Origin of the sequence: Pseudomonas sp. ANT_J28, assembly GCF_008370005.1 — a bacterium.
Lineage (GTDB): Bacteria > Pseudomonadota > Gammaproteobacteria > Pseudomonadales > Pseudomonadaceae > Aquipseudomonas > Aquipseudomonas frigoris.
Genome location: NZ_VOBM01000024.1, coordinates 21,911 through 43,602 on the forward strand (window position 1 = coordinate 21,911; position 21,692 = coordinate 43,602).

18 protein-coding genes and 3 pseudogenes are annotated in these 21,692 nt (G+C 59.3%); 7 read left to right on the top strand and 14 right to left on the bottom strand.

What is annotated here, in order from left to right; all coding sequences use genetic code 11:
- Positions 1-40: 40 nt before the first annotated feature.
- From FQ187_RS17785 to FQ187_RS30430, 5 genes and pseudogenes are all read right to left on the bottom strand, one after another.
- A complete protein-coding gene (locus FQ187_RS17785; protein WP_149630480.1) occupies positions 41-1,012 on the bottom strand; it encodes a TRAP transporter substrate-binding protein in 972 nt (323 codons plus the stop codon).
- 68 nt (positions 1,013-1,080) lie between these two features.
- On the bottom strand, positions 1,081-1,968 hold the full coding sequence (locus FQ187_RS17790; RefSeq protein ID WP_149630481.1) for an SMP-30/gluconolactonase/LRE family protein: 888 nt from the start codon (positions 1,966-1,968) through the stop codon (positions 1,081-1,083).
- Positions 1,969-2,021: 53 nt separating this feature from the next.
- Positions 2,022-2,846 carry an NAD(P)-dependent oxidoreductase gene (locus FQ187_RS17795; protein WP_149630482.1) on the bottom strand — a complete coding sequence of 275 codons (825 nt, stop codon included), beginning with the start codon at positions 2,844-2,846 and terminating at the stop codon, positions 2,022-2,024.
- A 215-nt stretch (positions 2,847-3,061) separates the two neighbouring features.
- Positions 3,062-4,360 carry an OprD family porin gene (locus FQ187_RS17800; RefSeq protein WP_149630483.1) on the bottom strand — a complete coding sequence of 433 codons (1,299 nt, stop codon included), beginning with the start codon at positions 4,358-4,360 and terminating at the stop codon, positions 3,062-3,064.
- Positions 4,361-4,569: 209 nt separating this feature from the next.
- Positions 4,570-4,767: pseudogene (locus FQ187_RS30430) on the bottom strand (copper resistance protein CopD); the annotation flags it as partial.
- Between the two features lie 133 nt (positions 4,768-4,900).
- On the opposite strand from FQ187_RS30430, the gene FQ187_RS17810 reads away from it, so the two are divergent.
- Positions 4,901-5,521 (top strand): TetR/AcrR family transcriptional regulator, encoded by a 621-nt coding sequence (locus FQ187_RS17810; RefSeq protein ID WP_149630484.1) that lies wholly within the window; start codon positions 4,901-4,903, stop codon positions 5,519-5,521.
- A gap of 107 nt (positions 5,522-5,628) precedes the next feature.
- Here FQ187_RS17810 and preA read toward each other — a convergent pair whose 3' ends face one another.
- The 3 genes from preA to hydA form a co-directional block, all read right to left on the bottom strand.
- A complete protein-coding gene (gene preA / locus FQ187_RS17815) occupies positions 5,629-6,903 on the bottom strand; it encodes an NAD-dependent dihydropyrimidine dehydrogenase subunit PreA (protein ID WP_149630485.1) in 1,275 nt (424 codons plus the stop codon).
- Positions 6,904-8,271, bottom strand: coding sequence for an NAD(P)-dependent oxidoreductase (locus FQ187_RS17820; protein WP_149630486.1), 1,368 nt, complete (start codon positions 8,269-8,271; stop codon positions 6,904-6,906).
- Positions 8,272-8,440: 169 nt separating this feature from the next.
- On the bottom strand, positions 8,441-9,880 hold the full coding sequence (gene hydA / locus FQ187_RS17825) for a dihydropyrimidinase (protein WP_149630487.1): 1,440 nt from the start codon (positions 9,878-9,880) through the stop codon (positions 8,441-8,443).
- A 552-nt stretch (positions 9,881-10,432) separates the two neighbouring features.
- Here hydA and FQ187_RS17830 point away from each other — a divergent pair.
- Both FQ187_RS17830 and FQ187_RS17835 read left to right on the top strand, forming a co-directional pair.
- A complete protein-coding gene (locus tag FQ187_RS17830) occupies positions 10,433-11,917 on the top strand; it encodes an NCS1 family nucleobase:cation symporter-1 (RefSeq protein ID WP_149630488.1) in 1,485 nt (494 codons plus the stop codon).
- Positions 11,918-12,058: 141 nt separating this feature from the next.
- Positions 12,059-13,342: a Zn-dependent hydrolase gene (locus FQ187_RS17835; RefSeq protein WP_149630489.1), complete on the top strand. Its 1,284-nt coding sequence runs from the start codon at positions 12,059-12,061 to the stop codon at positions 13,340-13,342.
- A gap of 79 nt (positions 13,343-13,421) precedes the next feature.
- Here FQ187_RS17835 and FQ187_RS17840 read toward each other — a convergent pair whose 3' ends face one another.
- Complete coding sequence (locus tag FQ187_RS17840) at positions 13,422-13,835, bottom strand: DUF6691 family protein (protein WP_149630490.1); 414 nt, start codon at positions 13,833-13,835, stop codon at positions 13,422-13,424.
- Positions 13,836-13,837: 2 nt separating this feature from the next.
- The gene (locus FQ187_RS17845) at positions 13,838-14,272 is read right to left on the bottom strand and encodes a YeeE/YedE family protein (RefSeq protein WP_149630491.1); all 435 of its coding nucleotides are present in this window, start codon (positions 14,270-14,272) and stop codon (positions 13,838-13,840) included.
- A 120-nt stretch (positions 14,273-14,392) separates the two neighbouring features.
- Here FQ187_RS17845 and FQ187_RS17850 point away from each other — a divergent pair.
- The 4 genes and pseudogenes from FQ187_RS17850 to FQ187_RS17865 form a co-directional block, all read left to right on the top strand.
- A pseudogene (locus tag FQ187_RS17850) lies at positions 14,393-14,704 on the top strand (carboxymuconolactone decarboxylase family protein); the annotation flags it as partial.
- 3 nt (positions 14,705-14,707) lie between these two features.
- A pseudogene (locus FQ187_RS17855) lies at positions 14,708-14,929 on the top strand (sigma factor); the annotation flags it as partial.
- Between the two features lie 200 nt (positions 14,930-15,129).
- On the top strand, positions 15,130-16,623 hold the full coding sequence (locus FQ187_RS17860; RefSeq protein ID WP_149630492.1) for a PAS domain S-box protein: 1,494 nt from the start codon (positions 15,130-15,132) through the stop codon (positions 16,621-16,623).
- Between the two features lie 129 nt (positions 16,624-16,752).
- The gene (locus FQ187_RS17865) at positions 16,753-17,001 is read left to right on the top strand and encodes a DUF1652 domain-containing protein (protein WP_149630493.1); all 249 of its coding nucleotides are present in this window, start codon (positions 16,753-16,755) and stop codon (positions 16,999-17,001) included.
- Positions 17,002-17,417: 416 nt separating this feature from the next.
- Here the strand turns inward: FQ187_RS17865 and FQ187_RS17870 are convergent, their stop codons facing one another.
- From FQ187_RS17870 to FQ187_RS17885, 4 genes are all read right to left on the bottom strand, one after another.
- Entirely contained in the window at positions 17,418-18,533 is a 1,116-nt protein-coding gene (locus tag FQ187_RS17870) for a Gfo/Idh/MocA family protein (protein ID WP_149630494.1), read from the bottom strand.
- Between the two features lie 149 nt (positions 18,534-18,682).
- Entirely contained in the window at positions 18,683-19,450 is a 768-nt protein-coding gene (locus FQ187_RS17875; RefSeq protein ID WP_149630495.1) for an SDR family oxidoreductase, read from the bottom strand.
- A 48-nt stretch (positions 19,451-19,498) separates the two neighbouring features.
- Positions 19,499-20,566: a phosphotransferase family protein gene (locus FQ187_RS17880; protein ID WP_149630496.1), complete on the bottom strand. Its 1,068-nt coding sequence runs from the start codon at positions 20,564-20,566 to the stop codon at positions 19,499-19,501.
- A 144-nt stretch (positions 20,567-20,710) separates the two neighbouring features.
- Positions 20,711-21,670 (bottom strand): 2-hydroxyacid dehydrogenase, encoded by a 960-nt coding sequence (locus FQ187_RS17885; protein WP_149630497.1) that lies wholly within the window; start codon positions 21,668-21,670, stop codon positions 20,711-20,713.
- Positions 21,671-21,692: the final 22 nt, after the last annotated feature.

Below are 21,692 nucleotides of genomic sequence, written 5' to 3' on the forward strand. Positions count from 1 at the left end.
TACGTCAGCGGCGCCGGGCCTGTCATGAGTGCGGGGAGGGTTACTGAACGGCTTCGATACGCTTGATCAGGTCGGCATAAGGTGCGCCGTATTTTTCGCGAATCGAGGCAGTGGCCTCATAGAAAGGTTTCTTGTCGACGGTGATGAACTCGACGCCGGCCGCCTTGAGTTTTTCTTCACTGCTGGCCGATTTTGCGTCCCAGAGGATACGTTCTTGTGCCTGTGCGGCTTTGGCGGTTTTCTTCACCAGGACTTGCTGCTCGGGGGTGAGTTTTTCCCAAGTGATTTTCGACATCACGATCGGCTCAGGCAGTATCAAGTGGCCGGTCAGGCTGTAAAACTTGGCGTTCTGATAGTGGTTGTGTTCGAGCAGGGTCGGCGGGTTGTTTTCCGCGCCGTCGATCACCCCGGTCTGTAAGGCGCTGAAGATCTCGCCCGTATCCATCGCAATGCCGTTGCCTCCCATGGCATTAATGGTTTCGATGAACATCGGGTTGCCCTGCACGCGGATTTTCATGCCCTTGAGGTCCTCAAGTTTGCGCACCGGTTTTTTGGTGTAAATGTTGCGTGTGCCACCGTCCATCCAGGCCAGAGCCACCAGTCCGAATTCGGAGTTGGTGATTTTGTCGAGGATCGCGTCGCCGACGTCGCCGTCGATGACTTTGCGCATGTGTGCCTGGTCACGGAACACGAACGGCATGTTGAACACGTTAACGTCTGGTACCACGGGGCCGACGATGCCGAGACTGACGCGAGCCATCTGGATGGCGCCAACCTGCATCTGTTCGATCACTTCTTTTTCCGAGCCGAGCACGCCACCAGCAAACATTTTGAAGGTCAGTGCGCCGTTACTGTCGGCCACCAGGGTCTTGCCCAGTTGTTCTTCTGCCACCACGGTCGGATAACCGGCCGGATGGATATCGGCGTATTTCACTTCCAGCGCTTGAGCGGCACTGCTGAGGGTGAAGGCCAAGGGAAGTGCAGCGGCGAGCAAGGTGCGTTTGAAGTCCATGAGGTTGTCTCCAGTGTTGTTATTTTTTTTGTATTCAAGGCACTGCGGTGCAACAGGAGCGGTTTTGGTCAGTTGTTGAAAAGGGTTTCAGGTAAACCTTTGACGCCGGGATCGAGGGCGAACACACCGCCGGCCAAGGACTGCGGGTCCTGGTCGTCACCGGGGCGGATCGAGGTCACGAACAATGTGTCCAGTCGACTGCCACCGAAGGCGCACATGGTCGGTTTTTTCACCGGAACGGTCAGTGAGCAATCGAGGCGCCCGTCGGGGGTGAAACGGTGAATCAGCCCGGCGTCGTTGGCGCAAATCCAGTAGCAGCCTTCGGCATCGACGGCGGCGCCATCGGGGCGACCGGGGAGTGGGTTCATGTCGACGAACAGCCGCCGGTTTGACGGTGTGCCGCTGTCGATGTCGTAATCGAAGGCCCAGATCTGCTGGGACAATGGGTGAGAGTCAGACAAGTACATCGTGCGGCCGTCCGGGCTGAAACCCAGACCGTTGGGGACGATGAATCCAGAAAGCTGCGCATCGAGCGGCCCGCGTTGCCCGGCGCTGTAGCGATAGAGCGTGCCGTCGGCGGCGTTGGCCCCCATGTTCAAGACCATGCTGCCAGCCCAGAAGCGGCCTTGGCGGTCGCAGCGACCATCGTTCAAGCGCATATCCGTGCGGGCATGATCGACGTGGGCGAGCAGTTCGCTGTCGAGGCTGCCGTCGTTGTGCGGCTGGAGGCGGAAGAATCCGCTTTCCGTGCCGGCGACCCAACTGCCGTCACGGTGACGGGCGATGCAGGCGAGCATTTCCGGTGCGGTCCAGGACTCGACATGGCCGGTTGCGGCGCTCCAGCGTTGCAGGCCTCCGACGGGAATATCCACCCAGTAGAGGGCGTTTTCCTCGGCGACCCAGACCGGGCTTTCACCCACCGCGTTACGGGCATCGACAATCAGTTCGGCTTGCATGGCAACTCATTTCCCTTGGTTTTTGTTGTGGGGATCAAGTGAGAAGCGCTGACTCAGTCGCCAAACGGACCGGCCGCGACGAACGCGCCACCCTGGTAAACCATCGCCGGGTCATCTGCAGCAGGCATCGGCTGGGCTTCGACCTTGTCGCGGAATACTTCAGACGTGTCTCTGGGTACATAACCCAGAGCGGTGGCGTAGCGGTTATCCCACCAGACCTTTTTGTTGTCGGACGCGCCGTAGACCACGGTGTGGCCGACGTTCGGGGCGTACAGGGCACGCTCGATCAATTGAGTCAGGTCGCCGAAGCTCAGCCAGGTACTCATCATCCGGCGACTTTGCGGTTCCGGGAATGAAGAGCCGATGCGGATGCTGACGGTCTCGATGCCATAGCGATCGAAGTAGAAAGTGGCCATGTCTTCGCCATAGGACTTGGACAAGCCGTAGTAGCTGTCCGGGCGGCGAGGGGAGTGGGCGTCGATGACTTCGTCCTGCTTATAGAAGCCGATCACGTGGTTGGAACTGGCAAAAATCACCCGCTTCACACCCTGGCGGCGAGCGGCTTCATAGATGTGGAACACGCCGCAGATGTTGGCGCCGAGGATCTCTTCGAACGAGTGCTCCGTCGATACGCCACCAAAGTGCAGGATCGCGTCCACGCCTTCAACCAGCTGATGGACTGCTTGCTTGTCTGCCAGGTCGCAGGGCACGACTTCTTCACGGTCATCGATGGCCGGGGTGATGTCAGCGATGTCCGACAGGCGAATCACATTGGCGTAGGGCCGCAGGCTTTCGCGCAGGACTTTGCCGAGGCCACCGGCGGCACCGGTCAGGAGTAGACGATTGAATGGGGCGCGGGCTTGAGTAGTGATGGTCATGGAAGTCCCTGAACAAGCAGTCATTGTTATTGAATTTTTTGTAGGTTGTCGTACGACTAGACCGAAGTATCGTTAGGGTCTCAGGTCGTTGTCAACGCGTCATCGGTTGAAATTGACGGAGGGTCATCCCTGCATCCGTTGACACTGCGAAGCACTTTGTGGGAGCGAGCAAGCTCGCTCCCACAGGGCTCGCGTTGATCCCCCCGCCCCTCGGCTTACAGCAACGAGATCGGGTAGTTGATGATAATGCGGTTTTCATCGAATTCGTTGGTACTGAAGTCCTTGCGAATGCTCGCGTTACGCCATTTGACGTTGAGATTCTTCAGCGCGCCGCTCTGCACGGTGTAAGCCAGTTCTGACTCGCGGCCCCATTCCTTGCCGTCGGTGATGGTGCCTGTGTGCACGTTATCGCCGCTGATGTAGCGGTTCATCATCGTCAGGCCGGGAATGCCGAGCGCCACAAAATTGTAGTCGTGGCGCAGCTGCCAGGACCTCTCCTGGGCGTTGTCGTAGCTGGAGTTGTAGCTGTCGTTGGCCAGGGTGCCACCGCTGGTGCCGTTGACCCGCATCCAGACATCGTCGCCGGTGAGTTTTTGCAGGCCGACAAAGAAGGTGCTGCCGCCGTATTTGGCCGAGAGCATGGCGAACGCGGTTTTGTTGTCGAGGTCGCCGGCCAGGGCGCTGCCGTCTTCCTTGCCGATGAAGTAGCCAAGGTTGGCGCCGAGGGTCCAGTCGCCGATGGGCTGGCTGTGGCTCAGGTTGAAATACTGCTGCTGATAAATGTCGCTGAGTTGCGCGTACCAGACGCCGACCTGGGTGCGCTTCTCGTTGAACGCATATTCACCGCCGCCAAAGTTGAAACGGTCCGAGGTGAAGGCAGCCGATTTGCCGTTCATGAACATGTCTTCCATGCTCGCATCGTTACGCGGGCTGTTGGCGCGGAACTGGCCGCCGTAGAGCGTCAGGCCGCTGATTTCGGTGGACGTCACCTGACCGCCACGGAAGGTTTGCGGCAGGGAGCGGCCGTCGTCGGAACGCAGGATCGGCAACACCGGCATCCATTCGCCGACCTTCAATTCGGTTTTCGAAACCTTCCCTTTCAGCGCCACACCCAGGCGCCCGAAATTGTCGGCCGGGCGACCGTCGTCATGAATCGGCAGCAACGAGGTACCGCGCGTGCCTTTGCCTCCGTCGAGTTTTTCCGAGTACAGGCCCAGCACATCCATGCCGAAACCGACGGGGCCCTGGGTGAATCCGGATTTGGCATCGAGGATGAAGCTTTGGGTCCACTCTTCAGCCTTGCCCTGCGGGTAGGCCGGGTTCGTGAAGTTGCGGTTGATGTAGAAGTTGCGCAGGTTCAGCGTGGCTTTGGCGTCATCGACGAAACCTTCGGCATGACAGGTCATGGGCAGGGCGAGGGCCAGGCTGCTGCAACCGATCAGGCTCAGGGCATGACGGCGTGCGAAGGTTGGGCGAGGGGTGCAGACGGAGGAATTGCGGACGAACTTGCTCACAGTGACGCTCCCGTGTTTCTTGTTGTTTTTATTTTTTGTTATACGTCGTCGTACAACGCTGGGGCGGATTATTTGCAAGTGCTACGGGGAATGTCAATCAGAAGTTGTACGATGACTTTGCGGTTGAGACCTGCCTCAGCCAGCGACCATCGCCGGCAGGGTGCCCAGCAATGAAACGGCCGCCACTGCGCCCGTCCCCAGCATCGCTGTCCGGTGAGTACCCGCACGTTGATCAAACCGGTCATCACCAACCCCGCCACCAATACGTAACCAACGCCGCTGAAGCGTGGCAAGGTCGCTTTGATTGAATGCTCTGCCGGTTGCAGCAGGATCATCACCAACAACATCAAGCCGCCGAGCCAGGCGCCGTGGCCGACCGGGGCGAGGGTGGCCAGCAGCAGGCTGGCGAAAGCGGGTGCTTACAAAGTCGAATGGCACGCGGTGTCGGTCGATCCCACAAAAGCCAAGTTTCGTTTTCCATTGTCGCCGCGAGCTAGAGCGGATGCTAGTCTTGAGCAACGCTGTTGTCAGGGAGCCCTCATGGGCAATCACAAGATCGAGATTCGTCGCAGTAACGTCGAGAAAATTCTGTTGGGGGCCGAAAAGGTTTTCGCCGAAAAAGGTTTCGGCGGCACCGCCATGGCCGATATCGCCGCCGAGGTGCAACTGCCGCGCTCCAACCTGCATTACTACTTCAGCACCAAGAGTGAGCTGTACAGCGCAGTGCTGTTGGGTTTGCTGGAAGTGTGGAAACAGGATGCCCTGTGCTTCGAGATGTTCGACGACCCGCGCGTGGTGCTCAGCAGCTACATCCGCGCCAAGATGAACCACTCCCGCAGCCGGCCTTATGGCTCCAAAGTCTGGGCCAACGAAATCATCCATGGTGCGCCGACCCTGGGTGAGAAACTGGACGTCAGCCTGTACGACTGGGCCAAGATGAAAGAAGCGAAAATTCGCCAGTGGGTGGACGACAAACGCATCATGCCGGTGGAACCTTCGAGCCTGCTGTACATGATCTGGGCGTCGACCCAGCACTACGCTGACTTTGATCATCAGGTGAATATTCTGAATGACCATCAGCCGTTGTCGGACATGCAGTTCGAGCGGGCGGTGCAGACGGTGACGAGTGTGATCTTGCGGGGGATTGGGTTGGAGCCTTGAATCAAAAGTTCGCAGCCTCGTTTCACTCGACAGCTTCTACAGGGTTACGCAATCCCTTGCAGGAGCTGTCGAGTGAAACGAGGCTGCGATCCCCTGATCTTCAACGATCAAACAGCGACATGATACGGATTCCTCGGATCATGATTCCAATCCAGAAACGGCTTGCCCGTCTCCATCGGCACCATCTCAATACAATCCTGCACCGGACACGTGATCTGGCACAGATTGCACCCCACGCACTCATCATCAATCACTTCATATTTGTGCGTCCCGTCCGCCTGCTTACGGCTGGCAACCGCCTGGTGCGAGGTGTCTTCGCAAGCAATGTGGCAACGACCGCAGCCAATGCAGGCTTCCTGGTCAATTTTGGCAATCACCTGATAGTTGATGTCCAGGTACTTCCAGTCCGTGGTATTGCCCACCGCACGCCCGGAAAACTCTGACACGCTGGCGTAGCCCTGACTGTCCATCCAGCGTGATAAACCGTCCTTCATCTCCTCGACAATCCGGAAGCCATGCAGCATCGCCGCCGTGCACACCTGCACCGAGCCGCTGCCCAGCGCAATGAATTCCGCCGCGTCGCGCCAGCTGCCAATGCCGCCAATGCCGGAGATCGGCAGGCCTTGTGTCTGTGGATCGCGGGCGATTTCGGCGACCATGTTCAGCGCAATCGGCTTCACCGCCGAACCGCAATAACCGCCGTGGGTGCTTTGGTTGCCCACCGCGGGATTGGCGACCATGCGCTCCAGGTTGACGCTGGTGATCGAGTTGATCGTGTTGATCAACGACACCGCATCGGCACCGCCGCGATGGGCCGCGCGGGCGGCGACGCGAATGTCGGTGATGTTCGGCGTGAGCTTGACGATCACCGGCAGCGAGCAATACGTCTTGCACCAACGGGTGACCTGCTCGACATACTCCGGCACCTGGCCGACCGCCGCGCCCATGCCGCGCTCCGGCATACCGTGCGGGCAACCGAAGTTCAGCTCGATGCCATCGGCGCCGGTGGCTTCCACCAGCGGCAGGATGAATTTCCAGGATTCTTCGACGCAGGGCACCATCAGCGACACAATCAGTGCACGGTCCGGCCAGTCCTTTTTGACCTGAGTGATTTCCCGCAGGTTGATCTCCAGCGAGCGGTCGGTGATCAGCTCGATGTTGTTGAAGCCCACCACTTCGCGGTTGGCACCGAAGTGCGCCGAGTAACGCGACGACACGTTCACCGCCGCCGGGTCTTCACCCAGGGTTTTCCAGACCACGCCACCCCAGCCGGCCTCGAAGGCGCGAACCACGTTGTAGGCCTTGTCGGTCGGTGGCGCGGAGGCCAGCCAGAACGGATTGGGGGCTTTGATGCCGGCGAAGACAATCGAGAGATCGGCCATTTACGCAGCCTCCACGTTGAGCATGAGTTGGGCGTTGATGGCCTCGGCGGCCCGTTTACCATGCTGCACGGCCTGCACGGTGAGGTCCTGATCGAGACTGGTGCAGTCGCCGCCGGCGTACACGCCGGGGATGCTGGTGCGCAGGTTTTCGTCGACCTGAATTCGCTCGCCTTGACGCTTGAGCTCGCGGGCCAGCGGATCGGCGAGGGCGCTGGCGTCGAAGGCCTGGCCGATGGCTTTGAAGATCGCATCAGCGGCCAGTTCGAAAGTTTCGCCGGTGGTTTGCAGGCGACCTTCGACTAACCAGGTCCGAGCGAAGCGCATGCCGCGTACTTGGCCTTGAGCATCGAGCAGGACTTCTTCGGGTTGTGCCCACGTCAGCAAACGCACTTGATTGGCTTTGGCGATGTCCTGTTCGTGGTCGGTGGCGCCCATTTCCTCGACACCGCGGCGGTACACCAGGTTGACGTCGCGTGCCCCGAGGCGAGCCATTTGCACCGCCATGTCGATGGCGGTGTTGCCGGCGCCCAAAACGATGCAACGGTCAGCGAGGGGGAGTTGAGTCAGGTCATCGGCCTGACGCAGTTCGCGGATGTAATCGGTGGCGGCCAGCAGGCCGGGTGCATCTTCATGAGCAAGCCCCAGCTGTTTGCTGGCGGCCAGACCCAGGCCGAGGAACACCGCATCGAATTGCTGATGCAGCTCGCTTAAGGTCAGGTTCTCTCCAAGTTTTTGCCCGTGGCGGATTTCGATGCCGCCGATTTCCAATAGGAATTCAAGCTCCTTCTGCGCGTAGTCGTCCACCAGTTTGTACTTGGCGATCCCGTATTCGTTGAGGCCGCCAGCCTTTTCCCGTGCCTCGAAAATCACCACATCATGACCGTGCATGGCACTGCGGTGAGCGCAGGCCAAACCGGCCGGACCGGCGCCAACCACGGCGATGCGCTTGCCGGTTGATGCAGCACGCGTGAAGGGGTGTTCACTGAAGTGTGCGTTGTCGACGGCGTAACGCTGCAACAGGCCGATCAGCACCGGTGCGCATTCATGGTCGTTGTTGCGCACGCAGGCTTGCTGGCAAAGCACTTCCGTCGGGCACACCCGGGCGCAACTACCGCCGAGGATATTCGCCGAGAGGATTTTCTGCGCGGCGCCCTGAACGTTTTCCTGGTGGATATTGCGGATGAACGACGGAATATCGATCTCGCTCGGACAGGCATTCACGCACGGCGCGTCATAGCAATACAGACAGCGCGAGGCTTCCAGATGGGCCTGACGGTCGTTGAGCGGTGGCGCCAGATCGGTGAAATGGCCGGCGAGGGCGGCCGCATTCTCGTGCGGATGCGGGAGGTGGTTCAAGGTCTTGATCACGGTGTAGGCCTCACGGTTATTGAGGTACTGCCTCTGATGGGCATTGGTTTTGTGTTGTCGCTGCCGGCCTCTTCGCGGGCAAGTCGAATCGTCGCACCGCCGCTCCCACATTTGGAATGCATTCACCCTGTGGGAGCGGGCTTGCTCGCGAAGGCCGAAGGCCTCGATATCAGCGTTTCACAGCTGTCGGCTTATTCAACTCAGCCCGCTTGCTCAGCAAATCAAACACCGCCGGATACGCCGGCCGTTCGACATACCGCCCGGCACCACGCTCGGCGCGCAAATCACCATCGGCCCATACCACCCGGCCCTGGCTGACGGTGTGGCTCGGTACACCGCGCACGGTCTTGCCTTCGAAGATGTTGAAGTCCACTTGCTGATGGTGAGTTTTCGCCGAAATCGTCCGCGTACCTTCCGGGTCCCACAGCACCAGGTCCGCATCCGCACCGACGCGAATCGCCCCTTTGCGCGGGTAGAGGTTGAAGATTTTCGCGGTGTTGGTGGAGGTGAGTGCCACGAAGTGCTGCATCGACAAACGCCCGCTGTTCACCCCTTCATCCCAGAGCACCGCCATGCGGTCTTCGATACCGGCCGTGCCATTGGGGATCTTGCTGAAGTCGTCACGCCCAGCCGCTTTTTGCTCGGCGCAGAAGCAGCAATGGTCGGTGGCGGTGGTGTGCAGGTTGCCCGATTGCAGACCGTGCCAAAGCGCCTCTTGATGGCCGCGCGGACGGAAGGGCGGGCTCATCACGTAACCGGCGGCGGTCTGCCAGTCCGGGTGCTGATAGACGCTGTCGTCCAGCAGCAAATGCCCGGCCAGGACTTCGCCGTAGACTTGTTGGCCCTTGCTGCGGGCGTAGGTGATTTCGTCTAGGGCTTCCTTGGTCGAAACATGCACCAGGTACAACGGTGTGCCCAGGGTTTCGGCGATGCGGATCGCCCGACTGGCCGCTTCACCTTCAACCTGCGAAGGACGCGACAACGGATGCGCTTCCGGGCCGGTCATGCCCTGGGCCATCAACTTGCGTTGCAGGTGATAGACCAGTTCTCCGTTTTCCGCATGCACGGTCGGCACCGCGCCCAACTCCAGGCAGCGCTCGAAACTCGCGACCAGGGTGTCGTCGGCGGCCATGATCGCGTTCTTGTAGGCCATGAAGTGCTTGAAGCTGTTGACGCCGTGGTGGCTGACCAACTCGGCCATTTCCTCGCGCACCTGTTCGCTCCACCAGGTGATCGCGACATGGAAACCGTAATCCGACGCCGACTTCTCGGCCCAGCCGCGCCACTGGTGAAAGGCTTCCATCAAGGATTGCTGCGGATTGGGAATCACAAAGTCGATGATCGACGTGGTGCCACCGGCAAGTCCCGCCGCAGTACCGCTGAAGAAGTCTTCACTGGCCACCGTGCCCATGAAGGGCAGTTGCATGTGCGTGTGCGGATCGATGCCGCCGGGCATCAGGTATTGGCCGCTGCCGACGAGCACTTCGGCACCCGCCGGAACATCAAGATTTTCGCCGATGGCTTTGATCACGCCGTCGGCGCAATAGACGTCGGCGCGATAACTTTCATCATGGGTAATAACGGTGGCGCCACGGATCAACAGAGACATTCCGAGTTCCTCGCAGGCAATGACCGACTTGTGCCGGTTCTAAATGTTTTATATGAAGCCGGCGCAAACAGGTGTATTCCTGTCAGCGCTGTCAGGAATAAACGCTAGTCTGAGTTTGAGAATTGAGCAAGAATATTTTTTATAAGCTTATATTCGTTTTAAGTTATTGATAATTAACATCTAAAACTGGAAAACACCAAAATGGTGAGGCCTCTCACCATTTTGACGCACTTGACAGGTTGTAAAAATAGACGAGATTTCTTATGTGAAATCAGCCGCTTGAGGATGGTCTATGGTTGATGCGCAACGTTGAAAAAAAAGTGGTATGCACCAGATTGAGTCCTGACTGTTCGGACAACTTGCCTGGCATTTGGCCTGAGTGAACAAGCAAGTAACCGGTGACTCATCGGCTATATAAATAAAACTGATAAACATCAGTTGGTTACAAGGTTTTTATGGAACTGCCCGATGCGCAAACGGGGTAACCGGCACGTTAATTGATGCCGCCAGCCCCTGATGAGCAACAATAATCAAAAGAACAGTGGAGCGGCCATGCAACAGATCAGATCGCAAGTGACCGAGCGCGACGGCTTGTTTGAGCTCGAAGCCGGCAGTGACGTCCTCGACAGCCCTCGTTACAACCACGACATGGCACCGACCAAGGTGCACGAACGAACCTGGAACAAATGGCACATCACCGCTTTGTGGGTCGGCATGGCGATCTGCGTGCCGACCTACACCCTCGGCGGCGTGCTCACCGCGTATTTCGGCCTGAGCGTCGGTGAAGCGCTGCTGGCGATTCTGTTCGCCAACATCATCGTACTGATCCCGCTGACCCTGAACGCCTTTCCCGGCACCAAGTACGGCATTCCGTTTCCGGTGTTGTTGCGTTCGTCCTTCGGCATCCTCGGCTCCAACATTCCGTGCCTGATCCGGGCGCTGGTGGCGTGTGGCTGGTTCGGCATTCAGACGATGTTCGGCGGACTGGCCATTCACCTGTTTCTCGGCTCGGTGTTCGACGGTTGGAAAGCCCTTGGCGGTACCGGTGAAGTGATCGGGTTCATGGTGTTCTGGGCGTTGAACCTGTGGGTGGTGATTCGCGGCGCGGACTCGATCAAATGGCTCGAAACCCTCTCGGCGCCATTGTTGGTGCTGGTGGGCGTGGGGCTGCTGGTGTGGGCCATGCCGAATGTTTCGATGACCGAATTGATGGCGATCCCGGCCAAACGTCCGGAAGGTGCCAGCGTGGTCAGTTACTTTGCCGCCGGGCTGACTGCCATGGTCGGGTTCTGGGCCACCTTGTCCCTGAACATTCCGGATTTCAGCCGCTATGCGAAAAGCCAGAAGGATCAGATCGTCGGGCAGATTATCGGCTTGCCCCTGACCATGTTTCTGTTCGCCTCCCTCGGTGTGGTGATGACGGCCGCCTCGGTCAAACTGGTCGGCGTCACCGTCTCCGATCCGGTTACCTTGATCGGTCATATTCAAAGCCCGGTCTGGGTCGCACTGGCCATGGCGCTGATCATCATCGCCACGCTGTCGACCAATACAGCGGCCAATATCGTTTCGCCGACCAACGACTTCCAGAACGTCGCCCCCAAGTACATCAACCGCACCAAAGCGGTGTTGCTCACAGGCCTGGTCGGCTTGGTGCTGATGGCCCATGAGCTGTTGAAGAAGCTCGGTTTGATCGTCTCGGATTTAAGCCTGGAGACGGTGTATTCCAACTGGTTGCTGGGCTATTCGAGCCTGTTGGGCCCGATCGCCGGGATCATGGTGGTGGACTATTTCCTGATCAAGAAACAGCACCTGGACCTGGCGGGCCTTTACCGTGACGACGTTTACCCGGCGTGGAACTGGTTCGGGTTTATTGCGTTTGGTGTCCCGGTGGCGCTGACGTTGCTGTCGCTCGGTAGCGATGCATTCAGCTGGTTCTACAGCTATGGCTGGTTTACCGGCTCGGCACTGGGCGGGCTGATTTATTACGGGTTGTGCTCGATGCGCCCCAGCCCGTCTGTTGCGAAATCTGCGGTGTGATTGATGGCCTCTTCGCGAGCAAGCCCGCTCCCACACTTGAAATGCATTCCCCTGTGGGAGCGGGCTTGCTCGCGAAGACGGCCTCATAAACGACAACGATCAGCCTGAAGAAACCTATAACAACTGCCTGAGGAGATCATCATGAACGCTGCCTTAGACGTTCTGCAGTCCGCCCATCAGCACATCAATCGCGACCGCTTGTGGCAGTCGCTCATGGACCTGGCCAAGCTCGGCGCTACGGTCAAGGGCGGCGTCTGTCGCCTGGCCCTGACCGACCTCGACCGCCAGGCCCGGGACATTTTCGTCAACTGGTGTGAGGAGGCGGGTTGCACCGTGAGCATCGACGCCGTCGGCAACATCTTCGCCCGCCGCCCCGGCCGCAATCCGGACCTGCCACCGGTGATGACCGGTAGCCACATCGACACCCAACCCACCGGCGGCAAGTTCGACGGCTGCTTCGGCGTACTGGCCGGCGTCGAAGTGCTGCGCACCCTCAATGACCTGGGCGTGGAAACCGAAGCGCCGCTGGAAGTCGTGGTCTGGACCAACGAAGAAGGCTCACGCTTCGCCCCCTGCATGATGGGCTCCGGTGTATTCGCAGAAAAATTCACCCTCGAAGAAACCCTGGCCAAGGTCGATGCCGAGGGCGTCACCGTCGGTGAAGCCTTGAACGCCATCGGCTACGCCGGCCCGCGCAAGGTCAGCGGCCACGCCGTCGGGGCTTATTTCGAGGCCCACATCGAGCAAGGCCCGATCCTCGAAGACGAACGCAAAACCATCGGCGTGGTGATGGGCGCCCTCGGCCAGAAATGGTTCGACCTGAAACTGCGCGGGGTCGAAGCCCACGCTGGCCCGACGCCGATGCACCTGCGCAAGGACGCCTTGGTCGGCGCTGCGGTGATCGTCGGTGCGGTCAACCGCGCCGCCCTCGGTCATCAACCGCACGCCTGCGGCACCGTTGGTTGCCTGCAAGCCTATCCCGGCTCACGCAACGTTATCCCCGGCGAAGTGCGCATGACCCTGGACTTCCGTCATCTGGAACCGGCGCGCCTGGACTCGATGATCGCCGAAGTCCGCGAAGTCATCGAAACCACCTGCGAGGAACACGGCCTGACTTTTGAACTGACACCCACTGCGGACTTTCCACCGCTGTACTTCGACAAAGGCTGCGTCGAAGCGGTACGCGGCGCCGCCCAAGGCTTGGGCCTGTCGCACATGGACATCGTCAGCGGAGCAGGGCACGACGCAATCTTCCTCGCTGAACTTGGCCCGGCCGGGATGATCTTCGTACCGTGTGAAGGCGGCATCAGCCACAACGAAATCGAAAACGCCGCGCCGGATGATCTGGCGGCCGGGTGTGCGGTGTTGTTGCGAGCCATGCTGGCCGCTTCGGCGGCGATTGCCAGCGGAGAATTGGCGGCCTGAAACGCAAAAAATCGTAGCCTTCGGCAATGACTGCGCCGCCGAAGGCTACGACCTCTAGACATTGACCTGGCGAGGCGACTTAACGACGCGCTTGCAACATGCTGAATATCAACATCCCCGCCAGCATCGCGATTGCAAACACCCACGCCTGCCAATACCCCGTCGGCAACAGCACCAGCGCCGGCCCGGGGCAGATGCTCGCAATGCCCCAACCGACCCCGAACAGCAGGCTGCCACCGATCAAGCGTCGATCCAGTTCACGACTGACCGGCAACTGCATTGGCGCCCCCAGCAACGACTTGGATTGTTTCATGGCCCAGTGAAACGGCACCCAGGCCACGGTAATCGCCCCGATCATGACCAGCGCCAGAGAGGGGTCCCACACACCGGTTATATCGAGAAATCCCAGCACTTTGGCCGGGTTGGCCATGCCGGCCAACAGCAGGCCGATGCCGAACAACAGGCCGGCAAGGAAAGCCGTGAGTTTTTTCATGTTCAAAACCCCAACAGATGGCGTAGGACAAACACGGTCACAAAGCCTGCGAACATGAAGCTCAACGTCGCGACGATGGAGCGTGGTGAAAGCCGCGAGATACCGCACACACCGTGGCCACTGGTGCAACCAGAGCCATAACGGGTGCCGATCCCGACACACAATCCGGCGATGATCAGCCCCACGGTACCGGTCTTGAATTCAATGGTCGGCCACACCTGAAACAGCGCCCACAACAGGGGGGCCGCCAACAGTCCGAGGATGAATAAGGCTTTTTCGCCTCTCCCCGAATCACCTGGCGCTAGCAGACTGCCGAGTAGCCCGCTAATCCCGGCGACCCGTCCATTGGCCACGACCATCACGCTCGTCGCCAAGCCGATCAACGCACCTCCTGCCAACGCGGACCAAGGCGTGAAGTGCAGCGTATCCAGCATCATGGCAACTCTCCAGGCAGTAAAGGGACAGCATTAAATCACTCTTTGACTTGAGCTTAGGGCAGCCGCCGCGAAAAGGTTCTACGACTAAAAGATCAAAGCCGTTATCGGCGCGTCACAAACCACCTGCGCGCCTCACAGATCAACCAATGTGGTTTCTGCGTGAAGATGCACACCCGCGAGGCCCGTGAAGCCAATGAAACCAACGAACGGCTGGACCGCTTGATCGTCTGGCGTCACGTCAGTGATTTCAGCGCATCCGAACGCGCCGCTCTGGCCTGGACCGAGGCCCTGACCGTACTCGACGAAAAGACCGATTACGCCAGCTTGCGCGGTGACTTGCGCGAGCACTTCAACGACGCGCAAATCGGTGCCTTGACGGCCGAGATCGGCATGATCAACCTGTGGAACCGTTTGCAGGTGTCGAGGCACTGATTGATGATCTCCGCTGAAAACGCCGCCGCTGTGTTCGAGCAGCGGCGGCCCTTTTTGCTCGGTCTGGCGTATCGCATCCTCGGCTCCCGCGCCGAAGCCGAGGATGTCGTGCAAGAGCTGTTCATCAAATGGCTGGAGGCCGACCGTGCCGCCATTGCCATTGCCATTGCCATTGCCATTGCCATTGCCATTGCCATTGCAACGCCGGCCGCCAGGCTGACCACGGGTGAAGACCTGAGCTGAGCTTGCTCGCGAAGGCGGCGGATCAGTCAATAGAGATGTTGAAGATGATGGCCTGTTCGCGAGCAAGCTCAGCTCAAGGGGGGGCGTGATGTAGGTGATGTTTGCTGCACTATCCCACCCCCCCGCGGTCGTAATCTTCACAGGGCGGCGCATGAATGCGCCGCCGTACGCGTGGAGATCCAATGAGCCAGGACGTCCTGACCACTGAAACCAATCGCCGTCAGTTGCAGCAGATCATCGCCGGCCTGTCCGATGGGGTAATTCTGCTGGAGCTCGACCAGACCCTTCTCTGGGCCAATGATGCCGCGTTGGCCATGCACGGCGTCGGGCAACTCAGCGAACTGGGGGCGAATGCCAAGGAGTACGCCAAGCGCTTCGCTTTGCGTTATCGCAATAATCACCCGGTTCAGGCCGACAATTATCCGATCAGCCGCGTTGCCCGAGGCGAGTCCTTCAGTGATGTGTTGGTTGAGGTGACACCGGCGGACGAGGAGCGCACATGGGTCCACAGTGTGCGCAGCATGGTATTGGCCGACAGCGCTGGCGAGCCGGAGTCGTTGGTGTTGATCATGAACGACGTCACGGAGTGGGCCAGCGCCGAACAGCGTTTTGAAAAAACTTTCAATGCCAACCCAGCCCCGGCGGTGATCTGTCGCCTAAGCGATTTGCGCTACATCAAAGTCAATCCGGGCTTCCTGGAGATGACCGGCCATGCCCGTGATCAGGTGATCGGCCGTTCGACCTATGAACTGGACGTGCTGGAGGGGGCCGAAAACAAAGACCTGGCCAAGCAGCGGTTGCGCGAAGGGGCAACCATTCCGCAAATGCAGGCTCAGTTGCAGTTACGCGAAGGTGGCAGCAAACAGGTGATCGTCGCCGGCCAGCCCCTTGAGCTGAACGACGAAGCCTGCATGCTGTTTTCCTTTGTGGACATCGAGCCTCGGCATAAGGCCGAAGTCGCCCTGCGCCAGAGCGAGGAACGTTTCGCCAAGGCTTTTCGACTGACCCCGGTGCCGATCCTGGTGTGCAACGCCGGCGATCAGGTGGTGATGGACGTCAATGAAGCCTTCCTCGATACGCTCGCGTATTCCAGTGAAGAAGTGCTCGGCAAATCGGTGGCGCAGATCGATTTTATCGATGACACAGGCGCCTGCGCGCGACTGTTTGCGGCACTGGAAAAAACCGGAAGCGTGGATCGTGTCGATGTTCGGGTACGCAAGAAAGGCGCGGGGCTGATTGATTGCGCGGTCTCGGCCGACACCGTGAACATTCAGGACAGTCCCTGCTACCTGCTGGTGTTGATGGACATTACCGAGCGTAAACGCACTGAGTTGGAGTTGGTGTCGGCAATCGAAGAGGTCATGAAGGACGCCTCCTGGTTCAGCCGCACGCTCATCGAGAAACTCGCTAACGTGAAAAACGTCAACTCACCGCAGTTACCTAGCGTGTCTTTCACCGACCTGACTGCCCGCGAGCGCGATGTGCTCGGCCTGATCTGCGAAGGCCTGGCCGACAAGGAAATCGCCGCGCGGCTCAAACTCGCACCCAACACGGTGCGCAACCATGTGTCGACGGTATATTCCAAGCTCGACGTTCACAGCCGTAGCGAGGCGATTGTCTGGGCTCGCGAGCGCGGTTTGTTCTCCAGCGAGTGGCGGCCCAAGGCCCAGCGTTAGGTGCAAATGCACTAATCGAGGGGGTGCAAATTGATGTTCTGGCCGGGCGCGGCAGTTCTTAGGCTGTAAGGGTGCGATACAGGTCTTCGGGTATCGCGTCCCTTTCAAAACAGCGACAGGAACTGCCGGATGATTTATGTGGCGCAATTGCGTATGCAACTGGAGCGGAGCTTTTCGCCGTTGGCCTGTGACTGCAATGTTACGGGTGATCATTCACTGACGGTGAAGCTCTATCATCCGGTGTCGGGTCAGGTGGATCTGGTGGTCAGTGGGTTAAGCGTGGCCAACCTCAGAACGCGGGAGGCGGTGGCAGCGTTGATCGAAGAACTGCGTTATGAGCTTGAGAGCAACACGTTGCATCGTCGCGAGACGTCCTAGGAACTGTCGGGATTTGCCGGCGGTCGTATAAAGAATACGAGAGTATTTTTTCTGTGACCGGTCCGCGGGTTCGCGGTGAAGCAGTTGGGGTCGCGGAAATATGTCGATCACTTACCGCGGGTCAACCTATGAAAAGTCTTGGGAAACGCATTTTTACAACACTGTCGTTCGCATTCTGGATAGCGATTCTGGGTGGTTGTGCGAGTCCTCCACCGCCACCTCCCGCTGCGCCGCCTCCACCCCCTGTGCGCACCTGCAATTCCACTGAAAACACCGATGTGCAAGGCGATATACGAGCTGAAGGGCAGGTGACCCGGGAAACGACGCTCACTCGTTGCGTCACTCAGTAAGCGTCCATCTGCTCACGTTGAACCGCCAGCGGCGCTGCGCTGCTGGCGGGTATCTGTGCGTTTCGCTCAGACTTCCTCGATCTTGACCCACCGCGATTCGTGCGCTGCCAGTCGAATGGCCGTCGCCAGGCGTTCGACTTCCCACGCCTGTTCGAAATCTGTTCCACCCTGAGACAAGCCTGCCAGCGCCATCAACAGATCATGGACTTCCAGTGTCTTGAGTTCGTTGTAGCCGAGCTGATGCCCTGCCGCCGGGCTGAACGCCGCATAACCCGGCAGATTCGGCCCTGCCAGCAAGCGCTGGAAACCGTCCTGACCGGCACGAAACAGTCGCAGCTCGTTCAGGCGTTCCTGATCGAACACCAAAGTCCCCCGGGTGCCGCTGATTTCAAAGCTCAGGTGATTCTTGTAGCCGTGCTTGAGCCAACTGCTGCTGAACGTGCCCCGGGCGCCATTCGCAAACCGCAACAAGGCGTGGACCTGATCGTCGACGGCGATACTGCGTTGCTCCGGACTACCAGCCGTGGCGGGACGTTGCCGGTGTACGGTCTGGGTGTCGGCGCTCACTGCCTCGACATCGCCCACCAGATAACGGGCCATGGCCAACAAGTGACTGCCCAGATCGGCCAGTGCACCACCGGCATGATCGGCATCGCAACGCCAGGACCAGGGTGACGCGGGATCGGCCATGAAGTCTTCGCTGAATTCACCCTGGAAACTGATGATCTGACCCAAGTCGCCGTTTTCAATCAGCTGCCGGGCGAGCACGATCATCGGGTTGTGCTGATAGTTGTAACCCACCCGCGTCACCACACCCGCCGCTTTCGCCGCCAGACGCATGGCGTCGGCCTGTTCCAGATTCACCGCTAACGGCTTTTCGCAATACACCGGTTTGCCGGCGGCGAGGGCGGCCATGGCCATGGGGTAATGCAGGTGATTGGGCGTGGTGATGGCGATCAGATTGACCTGTGGGTCATCGATCAGTTGTTGCCAGTCGCTATGAGCGGTGTCGAAACCCCAGGCATCGGCGCAGTGGCGGGCACGCTGCGGATCAGCATCGGCCAGGGCGGCGAGTTTGAGATTGAGGGGCAGTTCGAAAACCGCACTGACGTTGCGAAACGCCAAGGCATGGGCGCGGCCCATGAAACCTGTGCCGATGAGTCCGATACCGAGTTCACGCATAGCCGGGGTCCTTTTGGGATTTTGTTTTCAGGAGGGGCTATTAATGGAATAAAAATTCCTTATTTGCAAATGGCAGAATTAAAATTCGTTATCGTGGGCAAAAAAAAAGGCAGCCCTAAGGCTGCCTTTTGTTCATCCGGTAAATCGGATCAGGACAAGAACCCACCGTCCACATTCAATGAAACCCCAGTGGTGTAACTCGACGCATCACTGGCCAGATACAACACCGCTCCCGCCATTTCACTCGGGTCCGCCACACGCTTGAGCGGAATCTGTTGCAATGCGGTGTTCAAAATAGCCTCGTTCTTCACCAGCGCCGAAGCAAACTTGGTGTCGGTCAGGCCTGGCAGCAGCGCATTGCAGCGAATGCCGAACTGCGCGCATTCCTTGGCGAACACTTTGGTCATGTTGATGACCGCCGCTTTGGTCACCGAGTAGATGCCCTGGAAGATCCCCGGCGAGATGCCGTTGATCGAGGCGACGTTGATGATGCTGCCGCCGCCGTTATCGCGCATCAGCTTGCCGGCCTCCACCGACATGAAGAAGTAGCCGCGGATGTTCACGTCGACGGTTTTCTGGAAAGCGCTGAGATCGGTGTCCAGTACGTTGCAGAACTGCGGGTTGGTCGCCGCGTTGTTGACCAGGATGTCCAGGCGCCCGAACTGTTCGCGGATGCTGGCGAAGACCTGGCTGATCTGTTCCATTTCACCGATGTGGCAAGCAACGGCAGTGGCTTTGCCACCGGCGGCGATGATCGCGTCAGCCACGTGCTGGCAGCCGTCGAGTTTGCGGCTCGAGACGATGACGTGGGCGCCTTGCTGGGCCAGCAGTTTGGCGATGGCTTCACCGATACCACGGCTGGCGCCGGACACGAATGCGATTTTGCCGTCGAGGTCGAACAACTGAGTCTTGGACATGGTTTTTCCTTGTTACTGGGGCCAGGGAAGGTAATCAGAGCCGGGCGATCAGAGGCCGGATTTCGAAATGACTTGCAGGCTCATCTGCTCCAGCAGTTTGTTCATGTGAATGAACTGTGCGAAGCGTTTGTCCTGGGTCTGACCATGGAAGAAGCGGTAATAGATCTGCTGCACGATGCCGGCCAGGCGAAACAGGCCGTAGGTGTAGTAGAAGTCGAAGTTGTCGATCTGAATGCCTGAACGCTCGGCGTAGTAATCGACGAACTCGCGGCGGGTCAGCATGCCCGGGGCGTGGCTCGGTTGGCGGCGCATCAATTGCACCGGTGCCGGGTCGTCGGCTTCGATCCAGTAGGCGAGGGTGTTGCCCAGGTCCATCAGCGGGTCGCCGAGGGTGGTCAGTTCCCAGTCGAGCACGCCGATGATGTCCATCGGGTTGTTCGGGTCGAGGATCACGTTGTCGAAGCGGTAATCGTTGTGGATGATGCTGGAGGTCGGGTGATCGGCCGGCATCTTGTCGTTGAGCCAGGCTTTGACCGCTTCCCACTTCGGCGCGTCCGGCGTCAGTGCTTTCTCGTAGCGATCGCTCCAGCCTTTGATCTGCCGCGCGACATAGCCTTCGGGTTTGCCAAGGTCGCCCAGGCCATAGGCGTTGTAGTCGACCCGGTGCAGCTCAACGAATTTGTCGATGAAGCTCTTGCACAGCGTTTCGGTTTTCGCCGAATCCAGACCCAGTTCCGGCGGCAGTTCGGAGCGCAGGATGATCCCGTTGACCCGTTCCATCACATAGAACTCGGCGCCAATCACCGATTCGTCAGTGCAGTGCACATAGGCTTTGGGGCAGTACGGAAAACCATCACGAAGCTGATTGAGGATGCGAAATTCGCGGCCCATGTCGTGGGCGGACTTGGCCTTGTGGCCAAAGGGCGGCCGACGCAGCACAAACTCCTGTTCGGGGTATTCCAGCAAGTAGGTGAGGTTCGACGCGCCGCCCGGGAACTGGCTGATCTGCGGCAAACCACTCAGGCCCGGAATGTGGGCCTTGAGGTACGGATCGATCAGGCTGGCATCGAGTTCTTCGCCGGTGCGGATACGGGTGGACTGGTCAGTAAGCGCCATGCTTATCCCTTCTGCTTATTTTGGAGGCCTGAGACTATTGGCTAATCTAATGCGCACACCCGACACCCACAACCACGAAACGCCCTTATAGGTGAGCGTGTTGCCGGGCAATCATTGTTTTTGATACACCTGTTTGAATGGTGGTCAGATCATGCTCGTCGACGATGGCAGGGCAATCGGGGTCAATACCGGATCGCCGGTGAAGAACGCCACCAGATTGCGACCTGCCAGCTCCACGGTGCCTTGAGTGGCTTCCGGGGACAAACCGGCGACATGCGGGGTGAGGATCACATTGGCCAACGTCTTGAAGGCATTGGGTACCTGGGGTTCTGTGTCGAAGACGTCCAGCGCAGCGCCGGCAATCCTGCGCTGCTCAAGCGAGCTGATAAGGTCTGTGGTGACGATCACACTGGCTCGGGCGATGTTGACGATGAACCCCTGGGGGCCCAAGGCGTCGAGTACTTGTCGGTTGATCAGGTGTTTGGTGCCCAGGCCGCCGGGGGTGGCGACGATCAAAAAGTCTGATTTCCGTGCCAGTTCCGTGGGCGTCGAGCAGAAGCTGTACGGCACATCGCTGCGATGCTGGCGGTTGTGGTAACTGACCGTCATGTCGAAGCCGTGGGCGGCGCGTTTGGCGATGGCCATTCCGACCGCACCGAGCCCCAGGATGCCCAAGTGCTTGCCCGCCAGGGAAGGGCGCATGATTTTCGGCCACTCACCCCGGCGCACGGCGGCGTCGCAACGGGGAATGTCACGCACCAGCGACAGCAGCATCGCCATGGCATGGTCGGCGACTGAAGAGGCATTGACGCCGGCGCCATTGGTGACCGTAATGCCCCGGTTGGCGGCGGCTTGCAGGTCGACGTGTTCGTAGCCGGCGCCGATCACGCAGATGATCTTGAGATTGGGCAGGGCGGTGATTTCGTCGGCATACAGGCCCAATGGGCCGCGGGTCAGCACCGCATCGATCTGCGCGCCATACCGTGTGATGGCATCTGCGCGCTCGGCAGGTGTGGGAGCCAGAATCAGGTGAAAACCCTGATGTTCGAGAATCGGCAGGTACTCATTGATGGTTTCAACCAGTACCAGAACGGTTGCGGGCATGCTGGGCTCCTGTAAGCATCGG

Coding starts and splice junctions, on each gene's coding strand:
- FQ187_RS17835 (WP_149630489.1), top strand. CDS start 12,059: ATGAACGCTGCCTTAGACGTTCTGCAGTCCGCCCATCAGCACATCAAT.
- FQ187_RS17785 (WP_149630480.1), bottom strand. CDS start 1,012: ATGGACTTCAAACGCACCTTGCTCGCCGCTGCACTTCCCTTGGCCTTC.
- FQ187_RS17840 (WP_149630490.1), bottom strand. CDS start 13,835: ATGAAAAAACTCACGGCTTTCCTTGCCGGCCTGTTGTTCGGCATCGGC.
- FQ187_RS17810 (WP_149630484.1), top strand. CDS start 4,901: ATGGGCAATCACAAGATCGAGATTCGTCGCAGTAACGTCGAGAAAATT.
- FQ187_RS17870 (WP_149630494.1), bottom strand. CDS start 18,533: ATGCGTGAACTCGGTATCGGACTCATCGGCACAGGTTTCATGGGCCGC.
- FQ187_RS17790 (WP_149630481.1), bottom strand. CDS start 1,968: ATGCAAGCCGAACTGATTGTCGATGCCCGTAACGCGGTGGGTGAAAGC.
- FQ187_RS17885 (WP_149630497.1), bottom strand. CDS start 21,670: ATGCCCGCAACCGTTCTGGTACTGGTTGAAACCATCAATGAGTACCTG.
- hydA (WP_149630487.1), bottom strand. CDS start 9,880: ATGTCTCTGTTGATCCGTGGCGCCACCGTTATTACCCATGATGAAAGT.
- FQ187_RS17845 (WP_149630491.1), bottom strand. CDS start 14,272: ATGATGCTGGATACGCTGCACTTCACGCCTTGGTCCGCGTTGGCAGGA.
- FQ187_RS17875 (WP_149630495.1), bottom strand. CDS start 19,450: ATGTCCAAGACTCAGTTGTTCGACCTCGACGGCAAAATCGCATTCGTG.
- FQ187_RS17880 (WP_149630496.1), bottom strand. CDS start 20,566: ATGGCGCTTACTGACCAGTCCACCCGTATCCGCACCGGCGAAGAACTC.
- FQ187_RS17860 (WP_149630492.1), top strand. CDS start 15,130: ATGAGCCAGGACGTCCTGACCACTGAAACCAATCGCCGTCAGTTGCAG.
- preA (WP_149630485.1), bottom strand. CDS start 6,903: ATGGCCGATCTCTCGATTGTCTTCGCCGGCATCAAAGCCCCCAATCCG.
- FQ187_RS17795 (WP_149630482.1), bottom strand. CDS start 2,846: ATGACCATCACTACTCAAGCCCGCGCCCCATTCAATCGTCTACTCCTG.
- FQ187_RS17865 (WP_149630493.1), top strand. CDS start 16,753: ATGATTTATGTGGCGCAATTGCGTATGCAACTGGAGCGGAGCTTTTCG.
- FQ187_RS17830 (WP_149630488.1), top strand. CDS start 10,433: ATGCAACAGATCAGATCGCAAGTGACCGAGCGCGACGGCTTGTTTGAG.